Annotated in this window: 16 protein-coding genes and 4 pseudogenes; 17 read left to right on the top strand and 3 right to left on the bottom strand. The window is 70.6% G+C overall.

Annotated elements, in window-relative coordinates; genetic code table 11:
* Positions 1–266 precede the first annotated feature (266 nt).
* From CW359_RS08625 to CW359_RS47540, 11 genes and pseudogenes are all read left to right on the top strand, one after another.
* Positions 267–1,832: an ABC transporter substrate-binding protein gene (locus CW359_RS08625; protein WP_105969176.1), complete on the top strand. Its 1,566-nt coding sequence runs from the start codon at positions 267–269 to the stop codon at positions 1,830–1,832.
* A 61-nt stretch (positions 1,833–1,893) separates the two neighbouring features.
* A complete protein-coding gene (locus tag CW359_RS08620; RefSeq protein ID WP_105969175.1) occupies positions 1,894–2,922 on the top strand; it encodes an ABC transporter permease in 1,029 nt (342 codons plus the stop codon).
* A gap of 3 nt (positions 2,923–2,925) precedes the next feature.
* A complete protein-coding gene (locus CW359_RS08615; protein ID WP_105969174.1) occupies positions 2,926–3,813 on the top strand; it encodes an ABC transporter permease in 888 nt (295 codons plus the stop codon).
* Positions 3,813–4,736: an ABC transporter ATP-binding protein gene (locus CW359_RS08610; protein WP_105969173.1), complete on the top strand. Its 924-nt coding sequence runs from the start codon at positions 3,813–3,815 to the stop codon at positions 4,734–4,736. Before CW359_RS08615 ends, CW359_RS08610 begins: the two co-directional genes overlap by 1 nt.
* A gap of 68 nt (positions 4,737–4,804) precedes the next feature.
* Positions 4,805–5,635 (top strand): ABC transporter ATP-binding protein, encoded by an 831-nt coding sequence (locus tag CW359_RS08605; RefSeq protein ID WP_105969172.1) that lies wholly within the window; start codon positions 4,805–4,807, stop codon positions 5,633–5,635.
* A 65-nt stretch (positions 5,636–5,700) separates the two neighbouring features.
* Positions 5,701–7,047 (top strand): LLM class flavin-dependent oxidoreductase, encoded by a 1,347-nt coding sequence (locus CW359_RS08600; protein ID WP_105969171.1) that lies wholly within the window; start codon positions 5,701–5,703, stop codon positions 7,045–7,047.
* A 10-nt stretch (positions 7,048–7,057) separates the two neighbouring features.
* Positions 7,058–8,866, top strand: a complete 1,809-nt coding sequence (locus CW359_RS08595) for an FAD-dependent oxidoreductase (RefSeq protein WP_232838298.1) — start codon at positions 7,058–7,060, stop codon at positions 8,864–8,866.
* A 67-nt stretch (positions 8,867–8,933) separates the two neighbouring features.
* A complete protein-coding gene (locus CW359_RS08590; protein ID WP_105969170.1) occupies positions 8,934–10,013 on the top strand; it encodes an LLM class flavin-dependent oxidoreductase in 1,080 nt (359 codons plus the stop codon).
* 1 nt (position 10,014) lies between these two features.
* Positions 10,015–10,806 carry an alpha/beta hydrolase gene (locus CW359_RS08585; protein ID WP_105969169.1) on the top strand — a complete coding sequence of 264 codons (792 nt, stop codon included), beginning with the start codon at positions 10,015–10,017 and terminating at the stop codon, positions 10,804–10,806.
* Positions 10,807–10,882: 76 nt separating this feature from the next.
* A complete protein-coding gene (gene ssuE, locus CW359_RS08580; protein WP_105969168.1) occupies positions 10,883–11,440 on the top strand; it encodes an NADPH-dependent FMN reductase in 558 nt (185 codons plus the stop codon).
* 515 nt (positions 11,441–11,955) lie between these two features.
* Positions 11,956–12,162 (top strand): annotated as a pseudogene (locus tag CW359_RS47540) (acyl-CoA dehydrogenase family protein); the annotation flags it as partial.
* A 23-nt stretch (positions 12,163–12,185) separates the two neighbouring features.
* Here CW359_RS47540 and CW359_RS46335 read toward each other — a convergent pair.
* Positions 12,186–12,434, bottom strand: a complete 249-nt coding sequence (locus CW359_RS46335; protein ID WP_232838297.1) for a hypothetical protein — start codon at positions 12,432–12,434, stop codon at positions 12,186–12,188.
* On the opposite strand from CW359_RS46335, the pseudogene CW359_RS47535 reads away from it, so the two are divergent.
* The 4 genes and pseudogenes from CW359_RS47535 to CW359_RS08565 form a co-directional block, all read left to right on the top strand.
* A pseudogene (locus tag CW359_RS47535) lies at positions 12,343–12,546 on the top strand (acyl-CoA dehydrogenase family protein); the annotation flags it as partial. The gene CW359_RS46335 and the pseudogene CW359_RS47535 overlap by 92 nt on opposite strands.
* Positions 12,547–12,982: 436 nt before the next feature.
* Positions 12,983–13,423 carry an ATP-binding cassette domain-containing protein gene (locus tag CW359_RS46330; protein ID WP_232838296.1) on the top strand — a complete coding sequence of 147 codons (441 nt, stop codon included), beginning with the start codon at positions 12,983–12,985 and terminating at the stop codon, positions 13,421–13,423.
* A 21-nt stretch (positions 13,424–13,444) separates the two neighbouring features.
* Complete coding sequence (locus CW359_RS46325; protein ID WP_232838295.1) at positions 13,445–13,759, top strand: ABC transporter ATP-binding protein; 315 nt, start codon at positions 13,445–13,447, stop codon at positions 13,757–13,759.
* Complete coding sequence (locus tag CW359_RS08565; protein WP_105969167.1) at positions 13,756–14,523, top strand: thioesterase II family protein; 768 nt, start codon at positions 13,756–13,758, stop codon at positions 14,521–14,523. Before CW359_RS46325 ends, CW359_RS08565 begins: the two co-directional genes overlap by 4 nt.
* A gap of 434 nt (positions 14,524–14,957) precedes the next feature.
* Here CW359_RS08565 and CW359_RS47300 read toward each other — a convergent pair.
* Positions 14,958–15,401: pseudogene (locus CW359_RS47300) on the bottom strand (aminotransferase class I/II-fold pyridoxal phosphate-dependent enzyme); the annotation flags it as partial.
* A gap of 60 nt (positions 15,402–15,461) precedes the next feature.
* A pseudogene (locus CW359_RS47295) lies at positions 15,462–15,790 on the bottom strand (2-oxoglutarate and iron-dependent oxygenase domain-containing protein); the annotation flags it as partial.
* 575 nt (positions 15,791–16,365) lie between these two features.
* Between CW359_RS47295 and CW359_RS08555 the strand changes: the two are divergent.
* Together CW359_RS08555 and metX are read left to right on the top strand one after the other, a co-directional pair.
* On the top strand, positions 16,366–17,727 hold the full coding sequence (locus CW359_RS08555) for a bifunctional o-acetylhomoserine/o-acetylserine sulfhydrylase (RefSeq protein ID WP_105969166.1): 1,362 nt from the start codon (positions 16,366–16,368) through the stop codon (positions 17,725–17,727).
* Complete coding sequence (gene metX, locus CW359_RS08550; protein ID WP_198655150.1) at positions 17,724–18,872, top strand: homoserine O-acetyltransferase MetX; 1,149 nt, start codon at positions 17,724–17,726, stop codon at positions 18,870–18,872. Before CW359_RS08555 ends, metX begins: the two co-directional genes overlap by 4 nt.
* Positions 18,873–18,887: the final 15 nt, after the last annotated feature.

The following is an 18,887-nucleotide window of genomic DNA, read 5'->3' as shown; positions in this document are numbered from 1 at the left end:
TCCCGCCGCGCCACCGCACAGCGCCCGTCATCTCGCGCCCTTCTCCTCGCGCCTCGTCGCGTCTCTTCCTCACGCTTCCCGGCTCTCCTCCGCGAACCCGCCGACGCCTCTTGCCCCGAGTCCGGCATGCCCCTGTGCGCACCGCAGCGCACCGGCGTATGTCCGACCGGTCATGCGCCGACGTGCCACGCGGCGGGATCCGTCCCTGTGCCCGAGCCCGTAGCCCTGCCCTGCCACGGGCCGGGACCCTCGAAGAAAGAACTGAGATGTCCGGACGACTCACGCCCACGCCCCGCCTCCCGAGACCGGCCCGTCGCCCCGGCCGGCTGCGTGCCGCCGCCCTGGGAACCGCCCTCGCCACCCTGCTCGTTCCCGCTCTCGCCGCCTGCGGCGGAGACACCGCCGCCGCGAGCGCCGGTGGCGGGCTGAAGTGGACCTCCTCCTACTTCCCCACCCACTGGGACCCGGTAGTCAGCGGCAGTGGCGCGCAGTTCCGTGAACTCGCTCTGGTCTACGCCTCGTTGACCCGTACGGACGAGGAGGGCAAGGCTGTCCCGGACCTGGCGAAGAGCTGGGAGTACAACGCCAAGGGCGACCAGATCACCTTCCACCTGCGGTCCGGGCTGAAGTTCAGCGACGGCGAGCCGGTCGACGCTGCTGCCGTGAAGGCCGCCATCGAGCGGGCGCAGAAGCAGAAGAACTCGGCGCTCTTCGGCGACCTCACCTCCATCAAGTCGGTGGACGCCAACGGCCTGGACGCGGTGCTCCACCTCAGCCAAGTCGACTACCAGATCCCCCAGTTGCTCGGTGAGCGCGTGCTCCAGATCGCCAGCCCGAAGGCGGCCGAGTCGCCGGAGAAGCTGGACCAGAACCCGGTCGGCGCGGGCCCGTTCGTCGTCACGCAGCTCGTGCCCGGCACCAAGGCCGTCCTGAAGAAGAACCCGGACTACTGGGACGCCAAGAACATCCACATCGACAACGTCGAGCTGACCTCGGCCCCCGACGCCTCCACGGTCGTCTCCGGACTCCAGACCGGCGTCTACAACTTCGCCGACATCGCGCCCGGTCAGGCCGACGCCGCCAAGAAGGCCGGCCTCGACGTCTTCGTCCAGCCCGGCTTCAACGCCGCCAACCTCAGCCTGAACGTCAACAAGGCGCCGTTCAACAACGACAAGGTGGTCGACGCGGTCCGCTACGCGATCGACCGTCAGGAGTTCGTCGACAAGCTGACCTTCGGCTACGGCTCGGTGACCAACCAGCCCTTCCCCAAGGGATATGTGGCCTACGACCCGGAGTCGGAGAACAACTACGCCTACGACCCGGCGAAGTCGAAGAAGCTCCTCGCCGAGGCCGGCTTCAAGTCCGGTGACATCAAGCTGAACCTGGTCATCCCGGCGGAGGACCCGCAGGCGGAGATCGTCCAGTCGCAGCTGGCGAAGGTCGGCATCACCGTCACCATCAAGATCGACAAGAACTGGGCGACGCCGTTCTTCGCCAAGAGCCTGGTCTTCTCCCTGTACGGCACCACCGGCCGGGACTCCGCCGCGCAGACCCTCACCGCGCACTTCGGCCCGAACGGCCCGCTCAACCTCAGCTCGCCGTACGAGCCGGCCGGTTTCGAGGCGGCCATCGCCAAGGTCCGCCAGACCCCGTTGGACTCGCCGGACTACGCCAAGACCCTTCAGGCAGCGACCCGGGCCGGACTGGAGAGCAAGGCGCTGGTGTTCACGTACTCCTCGCCCAACCTCATCGCCAAGAGCAAGTCCATCTCCGACCTGCCCAAGAACCCGGCCCACATCGACTGGACCGGCGTGACCATCGACGGCAGCTGACCCGTCGTACGCCCAAGTGCACATCCACCACCGCCAGTTCATCACTGAGAGGGGGCAACCCATGACGACGACGGAGGCTCCGGCCGTACCCGACGTCCGTCGCACGGTCGCCGCGGCCAGGGCGCGGCACACAGTGGGCCGCGTCCTGGTCACCCTCGCCCGGTCGATCGCGATCTTCGTGCCCGTCTTCCTGGTCGCGACGTTCGTGACGTTCGCGCTGCGGGCGCTCAGCGGGCTCAGCCCGGCGCGGATCCAGCTGGGCGAGGACGCGACACCCGAGGCGATCGCCCGCATCGAGGAGCAGTGGGGCCTCAACCGGCCCTTCCTGGTCCAGTACGGGGACTGGTTCAACGGCGTCCTGCACGGACAGCTCGGCACGAGCTGGACCAACGGCGCCGACATCTCCACCCTGATCGGCCTCGGCCTCGGGGTGAGCCTGTCGGTGGCGACCTTCGCGCTGCTCATCGGCGTGGTCGCGGGCTTCGGCCTCGGCACGCTCGCCGCGTTGCGCCGCACCACCTGGATCGACCGCGCGGTCACCGGCTTCGTCACGGCGATCTCGGTAATGCCGGCCTTCGTCGTCGGCATCGTGCTGGTCGCGGTCTTCGCGGTCGGGCTGGGGCTGTTCCCCTCCGCCGGGTACATCCCGGCGGAGCAGGGCTTCGGCCCCTGGCTCGCCCACATCACCCTGCCGGCCATCGCGCTGAGCTTCGACGTCGTCGCCGACGTGGCACGCCAGCTGCGCTCCAGCCTCGTCGCGGCCTACTCGGAGAACTATGTGACGGGCGCGGTGGTACGGGGGTTGAGCCCACGGCGGATCTTCTTCCGCCATGTGCTGCGCAACGGTCTCGGGCCCGCGCTCGCCACCCTCGGGCTGAAGTTCCCCTCGCTCGTCGGTGCCTCCGTCGTCACCGAATGGATCTTCGGGCTCCAGGGGTTCGGGCGGTTCGCGAACGACTCCGCGCAGGCCGGTGACGTGCCGGCGGTGCAGGGCGTGCTGGTCGTGTCGATCGTGCTGGTCGTCGTGTTCAACCTGGTCGTCAACCTGGTGCTGGCGCGTGTGACGCCCGCATCGCAGCGGGGAGTGTGAACCATGGTGCGTCGTGTACTCGCCCTGCCGTCCGGCCGGATCGCCGTGGTCGTCCTCGTCCTGGTCGCGTTCCTCGCCGTACTCGGTCCGGTGCTCGCTCCGCAGAATCCGCTGGCGACCAGCGCCGACACCCTCACGGGCACCTCCGGCGCGCACTGGCTGGGGACGGACTACCTCGGCCGGGACGTGCTGAGCCGGCTCCTCGACGGCTCCCGGATCAGCGTGCTCGGTTCGCTGGAGGTCGCGTTGACGGCCCTGGTGGTCGGTGCGGTCCCCGGCATCCTGTCGGTGTATCTCGGCCGGGCCTTCGAGTGGATCACCCTGCGCCTGGCCGACACCCTGGTCGCGCTGCCGTTCCTGCTGTTCGCCGTCGCGGTCATCGCGCTGCTCGGCAACGGCATCAGCCAGGCGATGCTGGTCACCGGGGTGCTGGTGTCCCCACTGTTCTACCGGGTGTCGCGCGCCGCCACCCTGTCCGTGGCCCGCTCGCAGTACGTGGAGGCGGCGGTCATCGCCGGTGCCTCCGTGGGGTGGGTCGTACGCCGGCATGTCTGGCTGAAGGTGCTGCCGCCCATCGCGGTGGCGCTCGCCCAGACCATCGGCGTGGGGTTCGTGATCGTGTCGAGCCTCACGTTCCTCGGGATCGGCGTCCAGCCGCCCGCGCCCACCTGGGGCGGTCTGCTCGCCTCCGATCTGGCCTATCTCAGCCGCCGGCCGTGGGCACCGCTCGCCCCCGCCGTCCTGATCATGATCACCGTCTGGGCCTGCAACCTCCTCGCCGACGCGATCCGTGACGTCTCGGGCGAGGCGGGCCGCGCGCTGGTCAACAACCGCAAGGCCCGCGCCAACCGGCTCGACAAGGCCGAACCCGCTCCCGCCGGAGGTGCGTGATGACCACGCTGTCCGAGAAGCTCCATGTAGTAGACGTCGAGGCAGAAGCAGAACGGGCCGAGGACACCTCGGTCGCGGCCGATCCGGCGCCGGTGCTGTCGGTGCGGGACGTCCGCATCAGCGACCGGGCGGGCGACCGGGAGATCGTGCACGGCGTGAGCTTCGTGCTCACTCCCGGGCGGGCCGTCGGCATCGTCGGCGAGTCCGGCAGCGGGAAGACGCTGACCTGCCGGGCCGCGCTGGGCATCCTGCCCGCCCACTTCGAGGTCAGCGCCGGTTCGATCGAGATCGACGGGCGTGACATCGCGGGCCTGTCCTCCGCCGAGTGGACGGCCCTGCGGGGCGCCACCATCAGCGCCGTCTTCCAGGACCCGGCGTCCTATCTCAACCCGTCGATCCGGGTGGGCGCGCAGGTCGCCGAGGTCATCCGGGTCAAGAAGGGGGTCAAGCGGGGCGAGGCGCGTCGACAGGCGATCGCGCTGCTGCGTGCCGTGCATCTGCGGGACCCGGAACTGGTCTACAGCCAGTACAGCTTCGAGCTGTCCGGCGGCATGCTCCAGCGGGTGCTCATCGCCGCCGCGATCGCCGCCGGACCCCGGATCCTCATCGCCGACGAGGCCACGACCGCGCTCGACGTCACCGTCCAGGCCGAGATCCTCGACCTCCTGGCCGACCTGCGCGAGGAGACCGGGCTCGCTCTCGTCGTGGTCTCGCACGACCTGGCCGTCGTCGCCCAGCTCTGCGACGAGGTTCTCGTGCTGCGGCAGGGCGAGGTGGTCGAACAGGGGCCGACCAGGCAGGTGTTGCACGATCCGCAGCACGAATACACCCGGCTCCTTATCGCCGAGCACGAACAGTACGGGCTGGACAAGTTCCTGGCTCCCCAGCTCGCCCCCACGCCCGATTCCCAGGAGGACGCGTGAGCACCGAATCGACAGCCGCGCCCGTCGAGCCGGTTGCGACAACGCCGTCCGCAGATCCGGTTTCAGCAGTGCCGTCCGCAGAACCCGTCCTCCAGGTCGACGGTCTGGAGGTGCACTACGGGCTGCGCCGCCGGCGTCGCAGCGCCCTCGGCGGGGTCTCCCTGAGCGTCGCGCCGGGTGAGACGGTCGGGATCATCGGGGAGACGGGCTCGGGCAAGTCGACGCTCGCGCGGGCCGTGCTCGGGCTGGTCCGCGCCTCGGCCGGGTCGATCGTGGTCGACGGCGAGGACGTCGGCTCGTACAGTCCACGCCAGTGGCGTGCCCTGCGCCGCAAGGGCGTGATCCAGTACGTCTTCCAGGACCCGCTGCGCAGTCTCGACCCGGATCTCACCATCGAGGCCTCGCTGGCCGAACCCCTGCTGCTCCAGGGCGTGTCCCGCGAGGAGGCGGCGACCCGGATACGGGCCTTCCTCTCCCGGGTCCGCCTCGACGAGGAGTTGCTCGACCGGCTGCCCGGCGAACTCTCCGGCGGCCAGCGCCAACGCGTCGCCGTGGCAAGGGCGTTGGTGACCGACCCGCGCCTGGTCATCCTCGACGAGCCGGTCAGCGCGCTGGACTCGGCCAACCGGGTCCAGATCCTGCAGATCCTCAAGGAACTCCGCGCCGAAGGCGTGGCCCTCGTCTTCATCTCCCACGACCTCGGCTCCGTCGCCGGGATCGCCGACCGTATCGCGGTGCTGTACCGGGGCGAGCTGGTCGAGGTCGGCGCCGCCCGCGATGTCATCGCCTCGCCTCAACACCCGTACACGCGGCTGCTCGTCGGCTCGGCGCCAACCCTGCACACCGCCGCTGCCGACCGGGCCGAACGCGCCGCCCTGCGCGCCCTGTTGCACGCCTGAGCCCTCAGCGGAACCCAGCAGGAACTCGGCAGTACTCAGCAGATCTCGACAGAACAGGAACAGTCATGCCCCGCTCCCTCCATCTCGCGCTCCACCCCTACGGCGTCGGCGGCCCGGGCCAGCACGGCCTGTGGAAGGACCCGCGTGTCGCGAAGAACGCCAGCATCGACATCAACTACTACATACGGCTGGCCCAGGCTGCCGAACACGCCCTGTTCGACGCCCTGTTCATCGTCGACAGCCAGTTCATCAACTCGACCTACCCGGCGCACTACCTCAACCGCCTCGAACCGCTGACCCTGTTGTCGGCGGTCGCCACCCACACCAAGCACCTCGGCCTGGTGGGCACAGCGAGTTCGACGTACAACTCGCCCTTCAACCTGGCCCGTCGGTTCGCCTCGCTCGACCACATCAGCGGTGGCCGGGCCGGCTGGAACGTCGTGACCAGCTTCGACACCGGCACGTCCAAGAACTTCGGGCTCGACGAGCACCTCGACTACGCCACCCGGTACGGCCGCGCCCTGGAGTTCGTCAAGGTCGCGCGTGGTCTGTGGGACTCCTACGAGGACGACGCGTTCCCCGCCGACGTGGAGCGGGGTCTCTTCCTCGACCCGGCCAAGCTGCACGAACTCGACCACGCGGGCGAGCACTTCAAGATCGCGGGTCCGCTGAACCTGTCCCGCTCCCCGCAGGGCCAGCCGGTGATCTTCCAGGCCGGAGTGTCCGAGGAGGGCCGTGATCTCGCCGCGCAGGTCGCCGAGGGCATCTTCGCGCCCGGGGGCACCCTGGAGTCGTCGCGGGACTACTACGCCGACATCAAGCAGCGCACCGCCGCCTACGGCCGCGACCCCGACCACGTCAAGATCCTCATCCACGGCGGCCCGGTCGTCGCCGCCACCGACGAGGCCGCCAAGCGCCGCGAGCGGGAGATCTTCGAGGAGGACGACGACTTCGACCGCAACCTCGCCCTGCTGGGCCGCGCCTTCGGAGCCCACGACTTCAGCGTCTACGACCTGGACGCGCCCTTCCCGGACGTCGCCCACCTCGCCGAGAAGGGCGGGCGCACGGGTGCCGCGCAACTCATCGAGCGGGCCGGCGCCGAGAAGCTGACGCTGCGTCAAGTGGCGGAGTCCGTCAACCAGTTCCGTCAGTCGCCGTTCGTCGGGGACCCGCGGACCGTGGCCGACAGCATCCAGCAGTGGTTCGAGGCCGGTGCCTTCGACGGCATCAACCTCGCCTTCCGTACCGAGGAGGAGCTGAACTACTTCGTCGACGGTGTCGTCCCGCTCCTCCAGAAGCGCGGCCTGTTCCGCACCGAGTACACGTCCGACACCCTGCGCGGCAACCTCGGCCTGCCGATCCCCGCCAACCGGCACACGCACACTCGCGAGCCTCAGCTCGTGAGCGACTGAGGGCAGCGCCATGAGTGAACTGCCGGTGAGCGAACTGCCGTTGGCCAACCCGTCGTCGGCCGACCCGGCGGTGGCCGAACTGTCGGTGACGGGGGGCCGTGACGTCCACACCGTCCGCTTCCCGTCCGCCACTCCCCCGGCGGCGGTCGACGTACTGATCGTCGGCGCGGGTCCGGTGGGCCTCGCGGCGGCGGTCGAGCTGACCTCGCGCGGGGTCAGGGTCGCCGTCGTCGAGCGTGCCCGCACCGCGAGTCTGGTGCGGGCGGGGGCGATGGGCCACACCCCGCGTGTCGTGGAGCATCTGCGCCGCTGGCGACTGCTCCAGCGGGTCCGGGACGCCTGGACCTATCCGCCGGAGTGGCACCGGGGTACGAGGCTGGTCACGTCCCTCGTCGGCCACGAACTGGTGTCCGTGCCCAGCCCGTCCTTCACCGACCGGGGCAGCCGCCTCGGCCACTCCGCCGACGAGGCCCTGCGCCGACCTCAGACGGTCTTCCAGCAGGTCTTCCTCGACCACCTGGCCGAGCAGCGCGTGAGCGTGGCCGGCGGCTGGGAGCTGACAGCACTCCACGAGGACGCCGAGGGGATCACCGCCGAGGTCGTCGACACCGACCTGGGGGCGTCCCGTACCGTCCGGGCCGCCTACGTCCTCGGCACCGACGGAGGCAGCAGCACCACCCGACGGCTTGCCGGTATCGACCGGGAGGGGGAGCACGCCACCGAGAAGCGGCTGCGGCTGGTCGTGCGCACCGGGGACATCGCCGGGCGGGCCGGTCCGGCGCCGAGCGCCACCAACATTGTGGTCAACGCCGAGGCGTCGGGCTTCCTGGCCGCCATCAGTTCCCGTGAGTGGCGGGTGTACGCCGGGCCCTACCCGCTCGAACACGAGCCGAGCGAGGAGGAGTTGCTGACGGTGGCGCGGGCGGCGTTCGGGTTCGACGCCGATCTCGAACTGGCGTCGGCGACGACCTTCTACCACGCGACCCGGATCGCCGAGACCTTCCGGCGCGGACGCGTACTGCTCGCCGGTGACGCCGCCCATGTGCGCACGCCCGGCGGCAACTTGGGCGAGGGCATCGGCGATGTGGTCAACCTGGGCTGGAAGTTGGCCGCCGTCATCGACGGCCACGCCCCGGAGTCCCTGCTCGACAGCTACGACCAGGAGCGCCGCCCGCACAACTGGCGGGTCGCCGACCACTCCCTGGAACGGTCCCGCCGTACGCAGGCGACGCTGGCGGAGATCCGGGCCGGCGGCATTCCCGACGACACGGACCACGGCGCCGAGGCCGACAGCCGCCGTACGGAGATCACCGAGCGGCTGCGCGCGGACCACTTCGGCTACGACGGGGTCGCCTTCGACGAGCGGTACGACGCCTCGGCGGCCGTCTGGTACGAGCGGGGCCAACTCGACGAGGAGCCGCCCTGGCAGGCCGACGTCTACGAGGACGATCCGCGACCCGGCCACCGCGCGCCGGACGGTCCCGTGGACCCGGGTGGCGGCACGCTCTACGACCGCCTGGGCACGTCCTTCGGCCTGCTGGTCCTCACAGAGGACCGGACAGTGGAGCGGGCCTTCGCGGCGGAGGCCGCCACCCGTGGCCTGCCCTTCACGGTCGTCCACCTCACCGACCCGGCGGCACGTGCGGTGTACGGCACCGCGAACGTCCTGATCCGGCCCGACCAGCACGTCGTCTGGCGTGGCGTACGGCTGCCCGAGGGCGGTGCCGCCGAGGTGCTGGACCTGGTGCTGGGGCGGGCCGGTGCGGAGCACGCGTACACCGGCGTACTGGCGGCGGGCGCGGCCACGACCGCCGTCTGACCGCCTGATCGTCTGGACGCCTGATCGCCCGACCGCCCTGACCGCCTGACACGAAAGGCCACCAACCATGACGAGCGAGCGCCCTCGCTTCCGGCTCGGTTTCCTCACCCATGTCCAGGGGCGCGACGGCGACCTCGCCCGCACCTACCGCAACGCGCAGGAACTCTTCGTCGTGGCCGACGAGTTGGGGTTCGACGTCGGCTGGGTCGCGCAGCACCATGTCCCTCTCGGGGGCGGCGGGCTCTCCTCGCCGTGGACTTTCCTTGCACATGCGGCGGCGCGCACGACCCGGATCAGGCTCGGCACGGCGGTGACGATCCTGCCGCTGGAGGATCCGGTGCGGTTGGCCGAGGATGTCGCCACCGTCGACACGCTCAGCGGCGGCCGGGTCGAGATCGGCGTGGGCAGCGGGGCGAACGACCTGGAGTACGCGGCGTTCCGCCAGGACGTCGCCCGTAAGCGGGAGTTGACGAGCGAGCACCTGGCGGTGCTGCGGGAGGCGCTGGCCAACCGCGAGGTGCGTGCGCCCGGCTTCCGTATCCAGCCGGCGGCCGGTGACTTCGAAGAGCGGATCTGGCAGGGCGTGTTCAGCGCGGGAGGTGCGGAGTACGCCGCGCACAGTGGCTCCAACCTGCTGCTGAACCGGGCCGCCTACGGCTTCGACGCGCCCACCGACGAGGTGCAGCGCCCCTGGGCCGACGCCTATCTCGACGCCTGGGGGCAGCCGCGCCGCCCGCGCATCGGCCTCTCCCGGTTCGTGTTCCCGGCCAAGGACCGGCGTACGGCGCTGGCGCACATCAGCGAGGACATCCACAGGTCGGCGCTCCGGATGGCCGACAGCGGCGCGTTCCCCAAGGGGCTGGACGCGGAGGAGGCGCTGCGCCGCTACCACTCCTTCTACGGCCACCCCGACGACATCGTGGCGGCGCTGCGGGAGGAGAAGGTCCTGCCGGTCGCGACGGACCTGATCACCCAGTTCAACCCGGCGGTTCCCGACCACGACGCGGCGATCCGGGCGCTGGAACTCATCGCGACCGAGGTGGCACCGGCACTGGGCTGGACCCCGGCACACAACACAAAGCCAGCACTGACCTCCACCTCCACCCCTACCTCCATTACCTCTGTATCCGCATCCGCAGGAGCGTGAAATGACCTACCACAGCGACTACTTCGGCCCCGAGGGCCTCCGGGTCCGGGGCACCGTCATCGTGGTGCCGGGCCGTGGCGAGACCCGGGCGACCTACGTCCGCTTCGGCAAGCGACTCGCCGCGGACGCCTATCGCGTACGGGTGATCGACGCGCCGTTCCTCGAACAGGCGGATCCAGAGGCCTCGTTGGCGGCGTTCGCGTCCGGCTTGGCCGAGGCCGTCGAAGGGACGGCGGGCGAGGACGGTGTGGTCCGGCCCGTGATCCTCGTAGGAGCCGACTCGGGGGCGGCGGCGGTGGCCGCGCTGCTGGGCAGACAGGACGTTCCGACGGCTGCCCGGCCCGAAGCCGTGGTCCTGGCCGGCCTACCGGGACGTACCGCCGACTCCACCTCCACCTCCCCTTCCACCTCCGCGGGCACGTGGGACGACGAACTCGACGTACGCACGTCCTGCCCGGCGCACCGAGGGACGCTCACCCAGGACCCGGAGGTCCGGCGCGGCGCGCTGGCGGACGCGGTCCCGGAGTCGGTGCTGGCTGCCCTGGACGAGGGCGCGGTCGACGTCCCGGTGCTGCTCCTCGTCGGTGACGCCGACCCGCTGGCGGACCACGAGGCGCTGGAACGCACCGCCAAGTCCCTTCCCAGCGCGCGTCTTTCGGTCGTCCACGGGGCCCACCACGACGTGCTCAACGACCTCCAGCACCGCTCGGCGGCGGCCGAGGTCGTCACCTTCCTCGAAACGGTACGCAACGAACTGCGGCCACTGGTCAGCGTGCGTTCGAGCGCCTGGTGAGCTGGTGAGCGCCCGCCGCACGAGCGTCCCGCTCCCCCTCCGCCACATCTGAATCCCGATCCCGGAAGGCTCTCCCATGGCCGCCATCCTGTCCGTCTCCGGCAGCCCCTCCCCCACGTCCCGCACCTCACGCCTGCTGCGCCACCTGGACGACCGGCTCCGCGCACAGGGCCACGACGTGACACCGTTCGACGTACGCAATCTGCCCGCACAGGCTTTGCTGGGCGCCGACTTCAAGCACCCGGCGATCGTCGCCGCCACCGAACTCTTCGAGCGGGCGGACGGGGTGGTGATCGGCACACCGGTGTACAAGGCCGCGTACTCGGGCCTGCTGAAGTCCCTCCTCGACCTGCTCCCCCAGTACGCCCTGACCGGCAAGACGGTCCTGCCCCTGGCCACCGGCGGCAGCACGGCCCATGTCCTGGCGATCGACTACGCGTTGCGCCCCGTACTGAGTTCCATGGGCGCGTCCCACATCGTCCCCGGCTGGTTCACCCTCGACAAGGACATAGCCCCCGACGACCACAGCACCCCGATCGTCGCCCCGGCCACGGCCGAGGCCCTGGCCCAGGTGACGGACCTCTTCTCGGTCGCCCTGGGCGGGAAGACAGGTGTGCTGCGCCGTACGGCGTGAACCGCTTCGAGCAGTCGCGAGTCAGGGGGCGGTGATCCAAACAAGGAGCACCGCCCCAACGCATCCCCCGCTCCAGCAAGGCACATCCCGCTGTCGTACCGATCAGCGGGCACAATCGGTTTTGATCAGAATTCGGCATTGGACGCACAGGCCAACGTCATTCATGCTCAGAGGCATGTTCAGGCCTGCGAATGCTACGGAGTTCGGCCGGTGTCCGGCCAGTGTCTCCGTATGCCTGCGGGGACGGAGCGACTGTCTGATGCTTTGCCTGACGCAGTGCCGGGTCGTGGATTTCGGCAGGGTTAAGTCGACCAGTTGTCGTTGAGCCTCGCGCTCATGGTCCGTTTCGTCGGCGTCGACCTCGGTCTCGGTCTCGGCTCTCGGTCCTGACACAACCTCCTCCCGTAATACGTCGGTTCCGCACACCGTGCGGCATCGGGCCGCCCTCCGCTGCTCTGTGCCGCTCACCCCACGTGTCCGGACAGCTACCCCAGTCACAAGGGACAGACATAGACATGAGTTCCGCCACCGAAAGCCGACTGTTACCCGCCGCTCTCGACCGACTGGACGAGGTGAGCACGGCACTCGCGGCGACCGCCGCCGAGTACGACCGCAGCGGGGCCTTTCCCCGCGCGCCGATCCAACTGGCCCACGAGGCAGGACTGTTGACCGCCGGGGTGGATCCTCGGTACGGCGGTTCCGCGGCGTCCTTCACCGAGGTCACGAGGATTCTGCTGGCGCTCGGTCACGGCGATCCGTCGACCGCCCTCATCTCCGGGATGACCATCGTCCCGCATCTGCTCCAGAGCCGCAGTCCCTGGCCGGAGGAGATGTACGCACGCGTGCTCGCCGAGTCAGCCGTACGGCCCACCCTCCTCAACCACGCCCGAGCGGAACCCGAGATGGGCTCCTCCTCGCGGGGCGGGCTGCCGGCCACCACCGCCCGGCGCACCTCGACCGGCAGGTCGATCCGGGGCCGCAAGCGGTACGTCACCGGGGCGGAGGGGCTCAGCTACTTCCTGGTGTGGGCCGCGACCGACGAACCCTCGCCCCGCGTAGGCAACTTCATCGTCCCTGCCGACACCCCCGGCATCGAAATCGTACCCACCTGGCACCAGTTGGGGATGCGCGCCACCGGCAGCCACGAGGTCGCCTTCACCGACGTCGAGATCCCCGCCGAGTACGTCCACGAACTCGCCCCGCCCGGCGCCGATCCCGCCCCGGGCACCCTCCCCGGCAGCGTCCTGCTTCTCCTGTCCTCCGCCATCTACCTCGGAGTCGCACGCGCCGCGCAGAGCCAGGTGCACGCCTTCGCCCATGAGCGCTTACCCCCTGCCCTGGGAAGGTCGTTGGCCACCACCGGACGGTACAAGCGTGCCGCCGGTGAGATCGAGACCCTGCTCACCACCGCCCAGCAGTTGCCGACAATCGGCTCCAAAGGGAGCGCGCTGTCCGTCACAGCTCCGGAGCAGGGCGAGGAGGCGGGGCCCGGCGGCTGCCCGGTGTGCGGCGGCCGACACCCGCTGTCGTACGGAGCTGCCGGTGACCCCGGCGGACGCGGACGGGCACCGGACGCTCTGCTGGCACCCCGGCGAGCCGCTTCCCTTCCGGATCGGGGTCGGGGAGACTCTCGGGCTGGTCGGGGAGTCCGGGTCCGGCAAGACGACCACCGCCCGGATCGTGCTGGGGCTGGTGGAACCGGACGCGGGGACCGTGCGGTTCGAGGGCGGGGCGTGGAGCGGGCTGCCGGAACGGGAGCGCCGGGACCGGCGGCTGCGGCTCCAGGTCGTCCACCAGGACCCGTTCGGCTCCTTCGACCCCCGGCACAACGTGGAGCGGATCGTCGGGGAGGGCGTGGCCAGGGCGGGGGTGCGGCGCGGCCGGGACCGTTCCGCGCGGGTGGCCGAACTGCTCGGCCAGGTAGGGCTGTCGGCGCGGCTCGGGGACCGGCGTCCGCTGGAGCTGTTCGGCGGGCAGCGCTAACGCGTCGCGATAGCGCGGGCGTTGGCCACCCGGCCCCGGCTGATCGTGTGCGACGAGCCGGTGTCCGCGCTCGACGTGTCGGTCCAGGCGCAGGTTCTGGACCTTTTGGCCGGTCTCCAGCGGGAGTTGGGGGTGGCTCTGCTGTTCATCTCGCACGATCTCGGGGTAATTCATCACGTCAGTGACCGGGTGATCGTGATGAAGGACGGGCGGCTGGTGGAGAGCGGCGAGGGCGGGCAGATCTTCGACAGCCCGGTCCATCCGTACACTCGTGAACTGCTCGCCGCACTGCCCCGGCCCGACCGGAGCCAGGAAGGACAGGGATCACCGGCATGACGACGGCCCTCGACACCGACTTGTGGATACGACGCTTCCACCCCGCCCCGGGCGCGCCCGCCCGACTGGTGTGTTTCCCGCACGCCGGCGGGTCGGCCGGTTTCTACTTCGGGCTCTCCCGGCTGCTGCACCCCCGGGTGGAGGTGCTGGCCGTGCAGTACCCGGGGCGCCAGGAGCGCCGGGCGGAGCCGCAGATCGAGGACATCGAGTCCCTGGCCGACACGCTCGCCCGGGTGCTGAAGCCGTGGTGGGGCGATCCGCCCGCCTTCCTCGGGCACAGCATGGGCGCGGTGGTGGCGTACGAGACGGCCCGCCGCCTGACGGCGTCGACGGGGTCGGGGCCGGCCGCGCTGTTCGTCTCCGGCAGACGAGCGCCGTCCACCACGCGTGACGAGCGGCTCCATCTCGCCGACGACCAGGAACTGTTGGCGGAGATAGTCCGACAGGGCGGCACGCCGCCCGAGGTGCTGAACGAGCCGGACCTGGTCGCGATGATCCTGCCGACGCTGCGCGGCGACTACCGGGCCATCGAGCGCTACCGCCATCGGCCGGGCCCCTTGGTCGAGGCGCCGGTCACCGTGCTGGTGGGCGACTCGGACCCGAAGGTGACGGCCGACGAGGCGCGCGCCTGGGAGGGCCACACCAGCGGCCCGACCGAGGTGCTGACCTTCGGCGGCGGTCACTTCTTCCTGGCCGAACACCAGGACCGTATCGGCGAGTTGATCCGTGCGCGGCTGCTTCCGGGCGCCGCGTCCGCACCGTAGCGGAACGGACCCCTCGCCTCCCTTCACTACCGGTCGCCGCCAGTCCCCACTGGTCGGCACCGGGATGGATGTCACCGACGGCGTTGATGTCCGAGCTACCTACAACGCCACTGCGACGTGTGGGATGTGGAGCCTGCCGTGCTTCTAGTCGAACGTGAGACCCAGGTGACGCGACTGCGAGAGCTGCTGGCCGACTGTCTCGCCGGACGCGGGAGCGTCACCTCCGTCAGCAGCCCTGTCGCCAGCGGGAAGACCGAACTCCTGCATGTCTACAGCGAGTTGGCCGGGGCTGCGGGTGCGGCGGTACTGACCGCGACGGCCCGTTGTTCGGAGAAGGACATCGCGCTCGGGGTGGCCGGCCAGGTCTTCCGCAACCGGCACTTCTCACCGGCCGACCCCGAGCGGGCGCTGCGGCTGCCCGGGTACGGGCCGGGCATCGCGTAGGGCGTGAGCACGGTGTTGTCGATGACGAGCGGGACGCCGGCCTCGTGGGCGATACGGGCGATGGCATCGATGTCGAGAACGTTGCCGCGCGGGTTGCCGATGCTCTCGCCGAAGAGGACCTTGGTGGCCGGGCGTATGGCCGAGGCCCAGGCTTCGAGGTCGTCCGGGTCGTCGATGAAGGTGACCTTGATGCCGAAGTCGGCGAAGGTGTGTTCGAGGAGGGTGCGGGTGCCGCCGTAGAGGGAGGACGAGGCGACGATGTGGTCGCCGGTGCGGGCGAGGTTCAGCAGGGCGAGGGCGGTCGCGGCCTGGCCGCTGGCCACCGCTACGGCCGCCGCGCCGCCCTCCAGGGAGGCGATGCGTTCCTCGGCGACTGCAGTGGTCGGGTTGGACAGCCGGGTGCAGGCGTGGATGTCGCGCAACTCCGGCAGCGCGGTGGGCCATTGGTTCGGCCCGACGAGGCGGAGGTAGTCCGGGTCGCCGGGTCCGACGTCCACGGCCACGCGTTCGGGGCCGATGTCGATCTGCTCACGCCAGTCGGCACTGCCGGCCGTGTACTCGGTTCCGGTACGCGTATAGCCCCTGAACTGAGGGGAGTTGAGGTTCTCGATCGCCAGCCGCTCCTCTTCAGGTAGGGCGAAGAAGGCGCGGGCGGCGTCGAGTGCCTCGTCCGTACGGCGGCGGGGACGCCGTGTCCGGTGACGTAGAAGAAGCCCACCTCGTGGGCGGCGGCGCGGAGTTCGGCGAGGAAGGTCTCGCGGTCGGTGTCAGGGGCGCGGAACCGGGCGAGATCGATGACGGGCAGGGCTGTGGGCTGAGCCATGGTGCTCCTTAGCGGCAGCAGCGAACCGCCCTGGGAACGGGCGGAGTTGCCGGTGGAGGGAAGCGCGGAGAGAGAAGCGGGCGTCGCGAACCGGTGTGGGGCGGTCAGCAACAGACCTGGTCGAACTGGTCGGCGCGGCGGCTCACCCAGAAGGGGTCGAGCAGCACCGTGTGTGCCGTGCCAGTGGTCTCCATGGCCGGATCAAAGCACACGGAAGAAGGTGCGTCCACCATGCGTCTTGCCTCGTGAGACGGTCCTGACGCGCTGGTGCTTCGCGGCCTTGCTGTGGTTATCTGACTCCATGACCGTGCTCGTGACTCGTCGCCACGTTGACTACGGGCTTGTCACCACCGCGTGTTGTCCCGCCGTGAGCTGACCTCGCCCTCCGGTACCCGTTCCCTCTTTTCGCCATCGCTCCGCGCTGCCTTCGCCCTGCCCCGGTCCCTGCCGGTCCGGGCGGCAGCCGCGCGGTCGTCCGAGGCACCCCTGAAGCACGTCTGAAGCACTCCTGAGGCATCCCGGAAAGCCTTCCGTGCCCCTCGCACACCCCCGCACGCCCCGCACAAGGGAGAACCATGAGCCAGCCCATCGACTCCGTCACCGCAGGTCACACCCCCGAGGACGAGCCGGCCGGCCCCGACACCTCGGCCTGGTCGTTCGAGACCAAGCAGATCCACGCCGGCGCCGCCCCCGACCCGACGACCGGGGCCCGCGCGACGCCGATCTACCAGACGACGTCGTTCGTCTTCCGCGACACCCAGCACGCCGCCGACCTGTTCTCCCTCGCCGAGCCCGGCAACATCTACACCCGCATCCACAACCCCACCCAGGACGTCTTCGAGCAGCGGATCGCCGCACTCGAAGGCGGTGTCGCCGCCGTCGCGCTGGCCTCCGGACAGGCCGCGGAGACCCTCGCGATCCTGACGCTGGCGAGCGCGGGCGACCACATCGTCTCCAGTACGTCCCTGTACGGCGGCACGTACAACCTGTTCCGGCACACGCTGCCCAAGTTCGGCATCGAGGTGTCCTTCGTCGACGACCCGGACGACTTCGAGGCCTGGCGGTCGGCGATCCGGCCCAACACGAAGGCCCTGTTCGCCGAGACCCTCGGCAACCCGCGCGGCAACGTGCTCGACGTACAGGCCGTCGCCGACGTCGCGCACGAGGCGGGCGTCCCGCTGATCGTGGACAACACGGTCCCGACTCCCTACCTCCTGCGGCCCCTTGAGCACGGCGCCGACATCGTCGTCCACTCGGCGACCAAGTTCCTCGGCGGCCACGGCACCACGATCGCCGGTGTCGTCGTCGACGGCGGCTCCTTCGACTTCGGCGCGCACCCCGAGCGCTTCCCCGACTTCACCGAGCCGGACCCCAGCTACCACGGCCTGCAGTACTGGCCGGCGCTCGGCCCGGGCGCGTTCGCCATCAAGCTGCGCGTCCAGTTGCTGCGGGACATCGGCCCCGCGCTCTCCCCGCACTCGGCGTTCCTGCTCCTCCAGGGCGTGGAGACGCTGAGCCTGCGTATCGAGCGGCACTCCGCCAACGCCCAGGCCCTGGCCGAGTGGCTGGAGCAGCGCGACGAGGTCGCCGCCGTCCACTACCCGGGACTGGAGTCCAACCGCTGGTACGAGGCGGGGCAGCGCTACCTGCCGCGCGGCGCCGGCGCGATCCTCGCCTTCGAGCTGCGGGACGGGGTCGAGGCGGGCAAGCGGTTCGTCGACGCGGTCGAGCTGTTCAGCCATCTCGCCAACATCGGTGACGTCCGCAGCCTCATCATCCACCCGGCGTCCACCACCCACAGCCAGTTGGACGAGGGGCAGTTGGCGGCGACGGGCACCTCGCCCGGCCTGGTGCGGCTGTCGGTCGGCATCGAGAACCTCGCCGACCTCAAGGCGGACCTGGAGGCAGGCTTCCGCGCCGCGAAGGCCGCGTCCTGAACACCGTACTGACGACCTCCGGGGTCCCTCTCCCGCCACCGCCCACCGGGGCCTGGCGGGAGGGGGACCCTCCGGGTCGCCGTCAGTGGCACGTGCGGGAGACGCCGCTGCCGTTGGAGGCAGGCGGTGAACTGCCCGGCGTACGACTGGCGTTCGAGACCTGGGGGCGGCTCGCGCCGGACCGCTCCAACGCCGTACTGGTGCTGCACGCGCTCACCGGCGACAGCCATGTCGCCGGTCCCGCCGAACCCGGTCACCCCACCCCCGGCTGGTGGAACGGCCTCATCGGACCCGGTCTGGCCCTGGACACGGACCGCTGGTTCGTCGTCGCGCCCAATGTGCTGGGCGGCTGCCAGGGCAGCACAGGACCGTCCTCGGCCCGCCCCGACGGGCGGCACTGGGGCGGCGCCTTCCCCACCCTGACCCAGCGCGACCAGGTCGCGGCGGAGGCCGACCTGGCCGACGCGCTCGGCATCGACAGCTGGGCCCTGGTCGTCGGCGGCTCGATGGGCGGAATGCGGGCCGTGGAGTGGGCGGTGTCGCGTCCGGAACGCACGAACTCCCTGCTCCTGCTGGCCACCACGGCCGCGGCGAGCGCGGAGCAGATCGCCTGGGCCGGCATGCAGCTGCACGCCATCCGCAGCGACCCGCACTGGCACGACGGCGACTACCACGCCACGGGTCAGGGACCGTACGCCGGACTCGGCCTGGCCCGCCGCATCGCCCATGTCACCTACCGCAGCGAGCCGGAACTGCAGATCCGCTTCGGCCGCACGCCCCAGGGCACGGAGAACCCCTGGAACGGCGGCCGTTACCAGGTCGAGTCGTATCTCGACCACCACGCAGCCAAGCTGGTACGCCGTTTCGACGCGGGCAGCTATGTGGCACTGGCCGACGCCATGAACACGCACGACGTAGGCCGCGGCCGGGGCGGTACGCGCACGGCCCTGCGCCGGGTGACGGCCAACACCCTTGTTGCCGGGGTGAGTTCGGACCGTTTGTATCCCCTGGCCCAACAGGCCGAACTCGCCGCAGGAATCGGCTCGGCGGACGGCCTCCGCGTGGTCGAGTCCCCCTACGGCCACGACGGCTTCCTGATCGAGGTGGAACAAGTGGCGGCACTAGTACGGGAACTGGTCGACTAGCAGTTCAGCAGCGCG

This window comes from Streptomyces geranii, from assembly GCF_002954775.1.
GTDB lineage: Bacteria > Actinomycetota > Actinomycetes > Streptomycetales > Streptomycetaceae > Streptomyces > Streptomyces geranii.
The sequence above is the reverse complement of the archived record's forward strand: the minus strand, read 5'-3'. Positions and strand labels throughout refer to the sequence as shown.

What these genes read in the sequence shown, in the direction of transcription:
- CW359_RS08590 (WP_105969170.1), top strand. Translation starts at nt 8,934, where the DNA reads ATGACGAGCGAGCGCCCTCGCTTCCGGCTCGGTTTCCTCACCCATGTC.
- CW359_RS08625 (WP_105969176.1), top strand. Translation starts at nt 267, where the DNA reads ATGTCCGGACGACTCACGCCCACGCCCCGCCTCCCGAGACCGGCCCGT.
- CW359_RS08565 (WP_105969167.1), top strand. Translation starts at nt 13,756, where the DNA reads ATGACGACGGCCCTCGACACCGACTTGTGGATACGACGCTTCCACCCC.
- ssuE (WP_105969168.1), top strand. Translation starts at nt 10,883, where the DNA reads ATGGCCGCCATCCTGTCCGTCTCCGGCAGCCCCTCCCCCACGTCCCGC.
- CW359_RS08595 (WP_232838298.1), top strand. Translation starts at nt 7,058, where the DNA reads ATGAGTGAACTGCCGGTGAGCGAACTGCCGTTGGCCAACCCGTCGTCG.
- CW359_RS08585 (WP_105969169.1), top strand. Translation starts at nt 10,015, where the DNA reads ATGACCTACCACAGCGACTACTTCGGCCCCGAGGGCCTCCGGGTCCGG.
- CW359_RS08600 (WP_105969171.1), top strand. Translation starts at nt 5,701, where the DNA reads ATGCCCCGCTCCCTCCATCTCGCGCTCCACCCCTACGGCGTCGGCGGC.
- CW359_RS08610 (WP_105969173.1), top strand. Translation starts at nt 3,813, where the DNA reads ATGACCACGCTGTCCGAGAAGCTCCATGTAGTAGACGTCGAGGCAGAA.
- CW359_RS08555 (WP_105969166.1), top strand. Translation starts at nt 16,366, where the DNA reads ATGAGCCAGCCCATCGACTCCGTCACCGCAGGTCACACCCCCGAGGAC.
- CW359_RS08615 (WP_105969174.1), top strand. Translation starts at nt 2,926, where the DNA reads ATGGTGCGTCGTGTACTCGCCCTGCCGTCCGGCCGGATCGCCGTGGTC.
- CW359_RS08620 (WP_105969175.1), top strand. Translation starts at nt 1,894, where the DNA reads ATGACGACGACGGAGGCTCCGGCCGTACCCGACGTCCGTCGCACGGTC.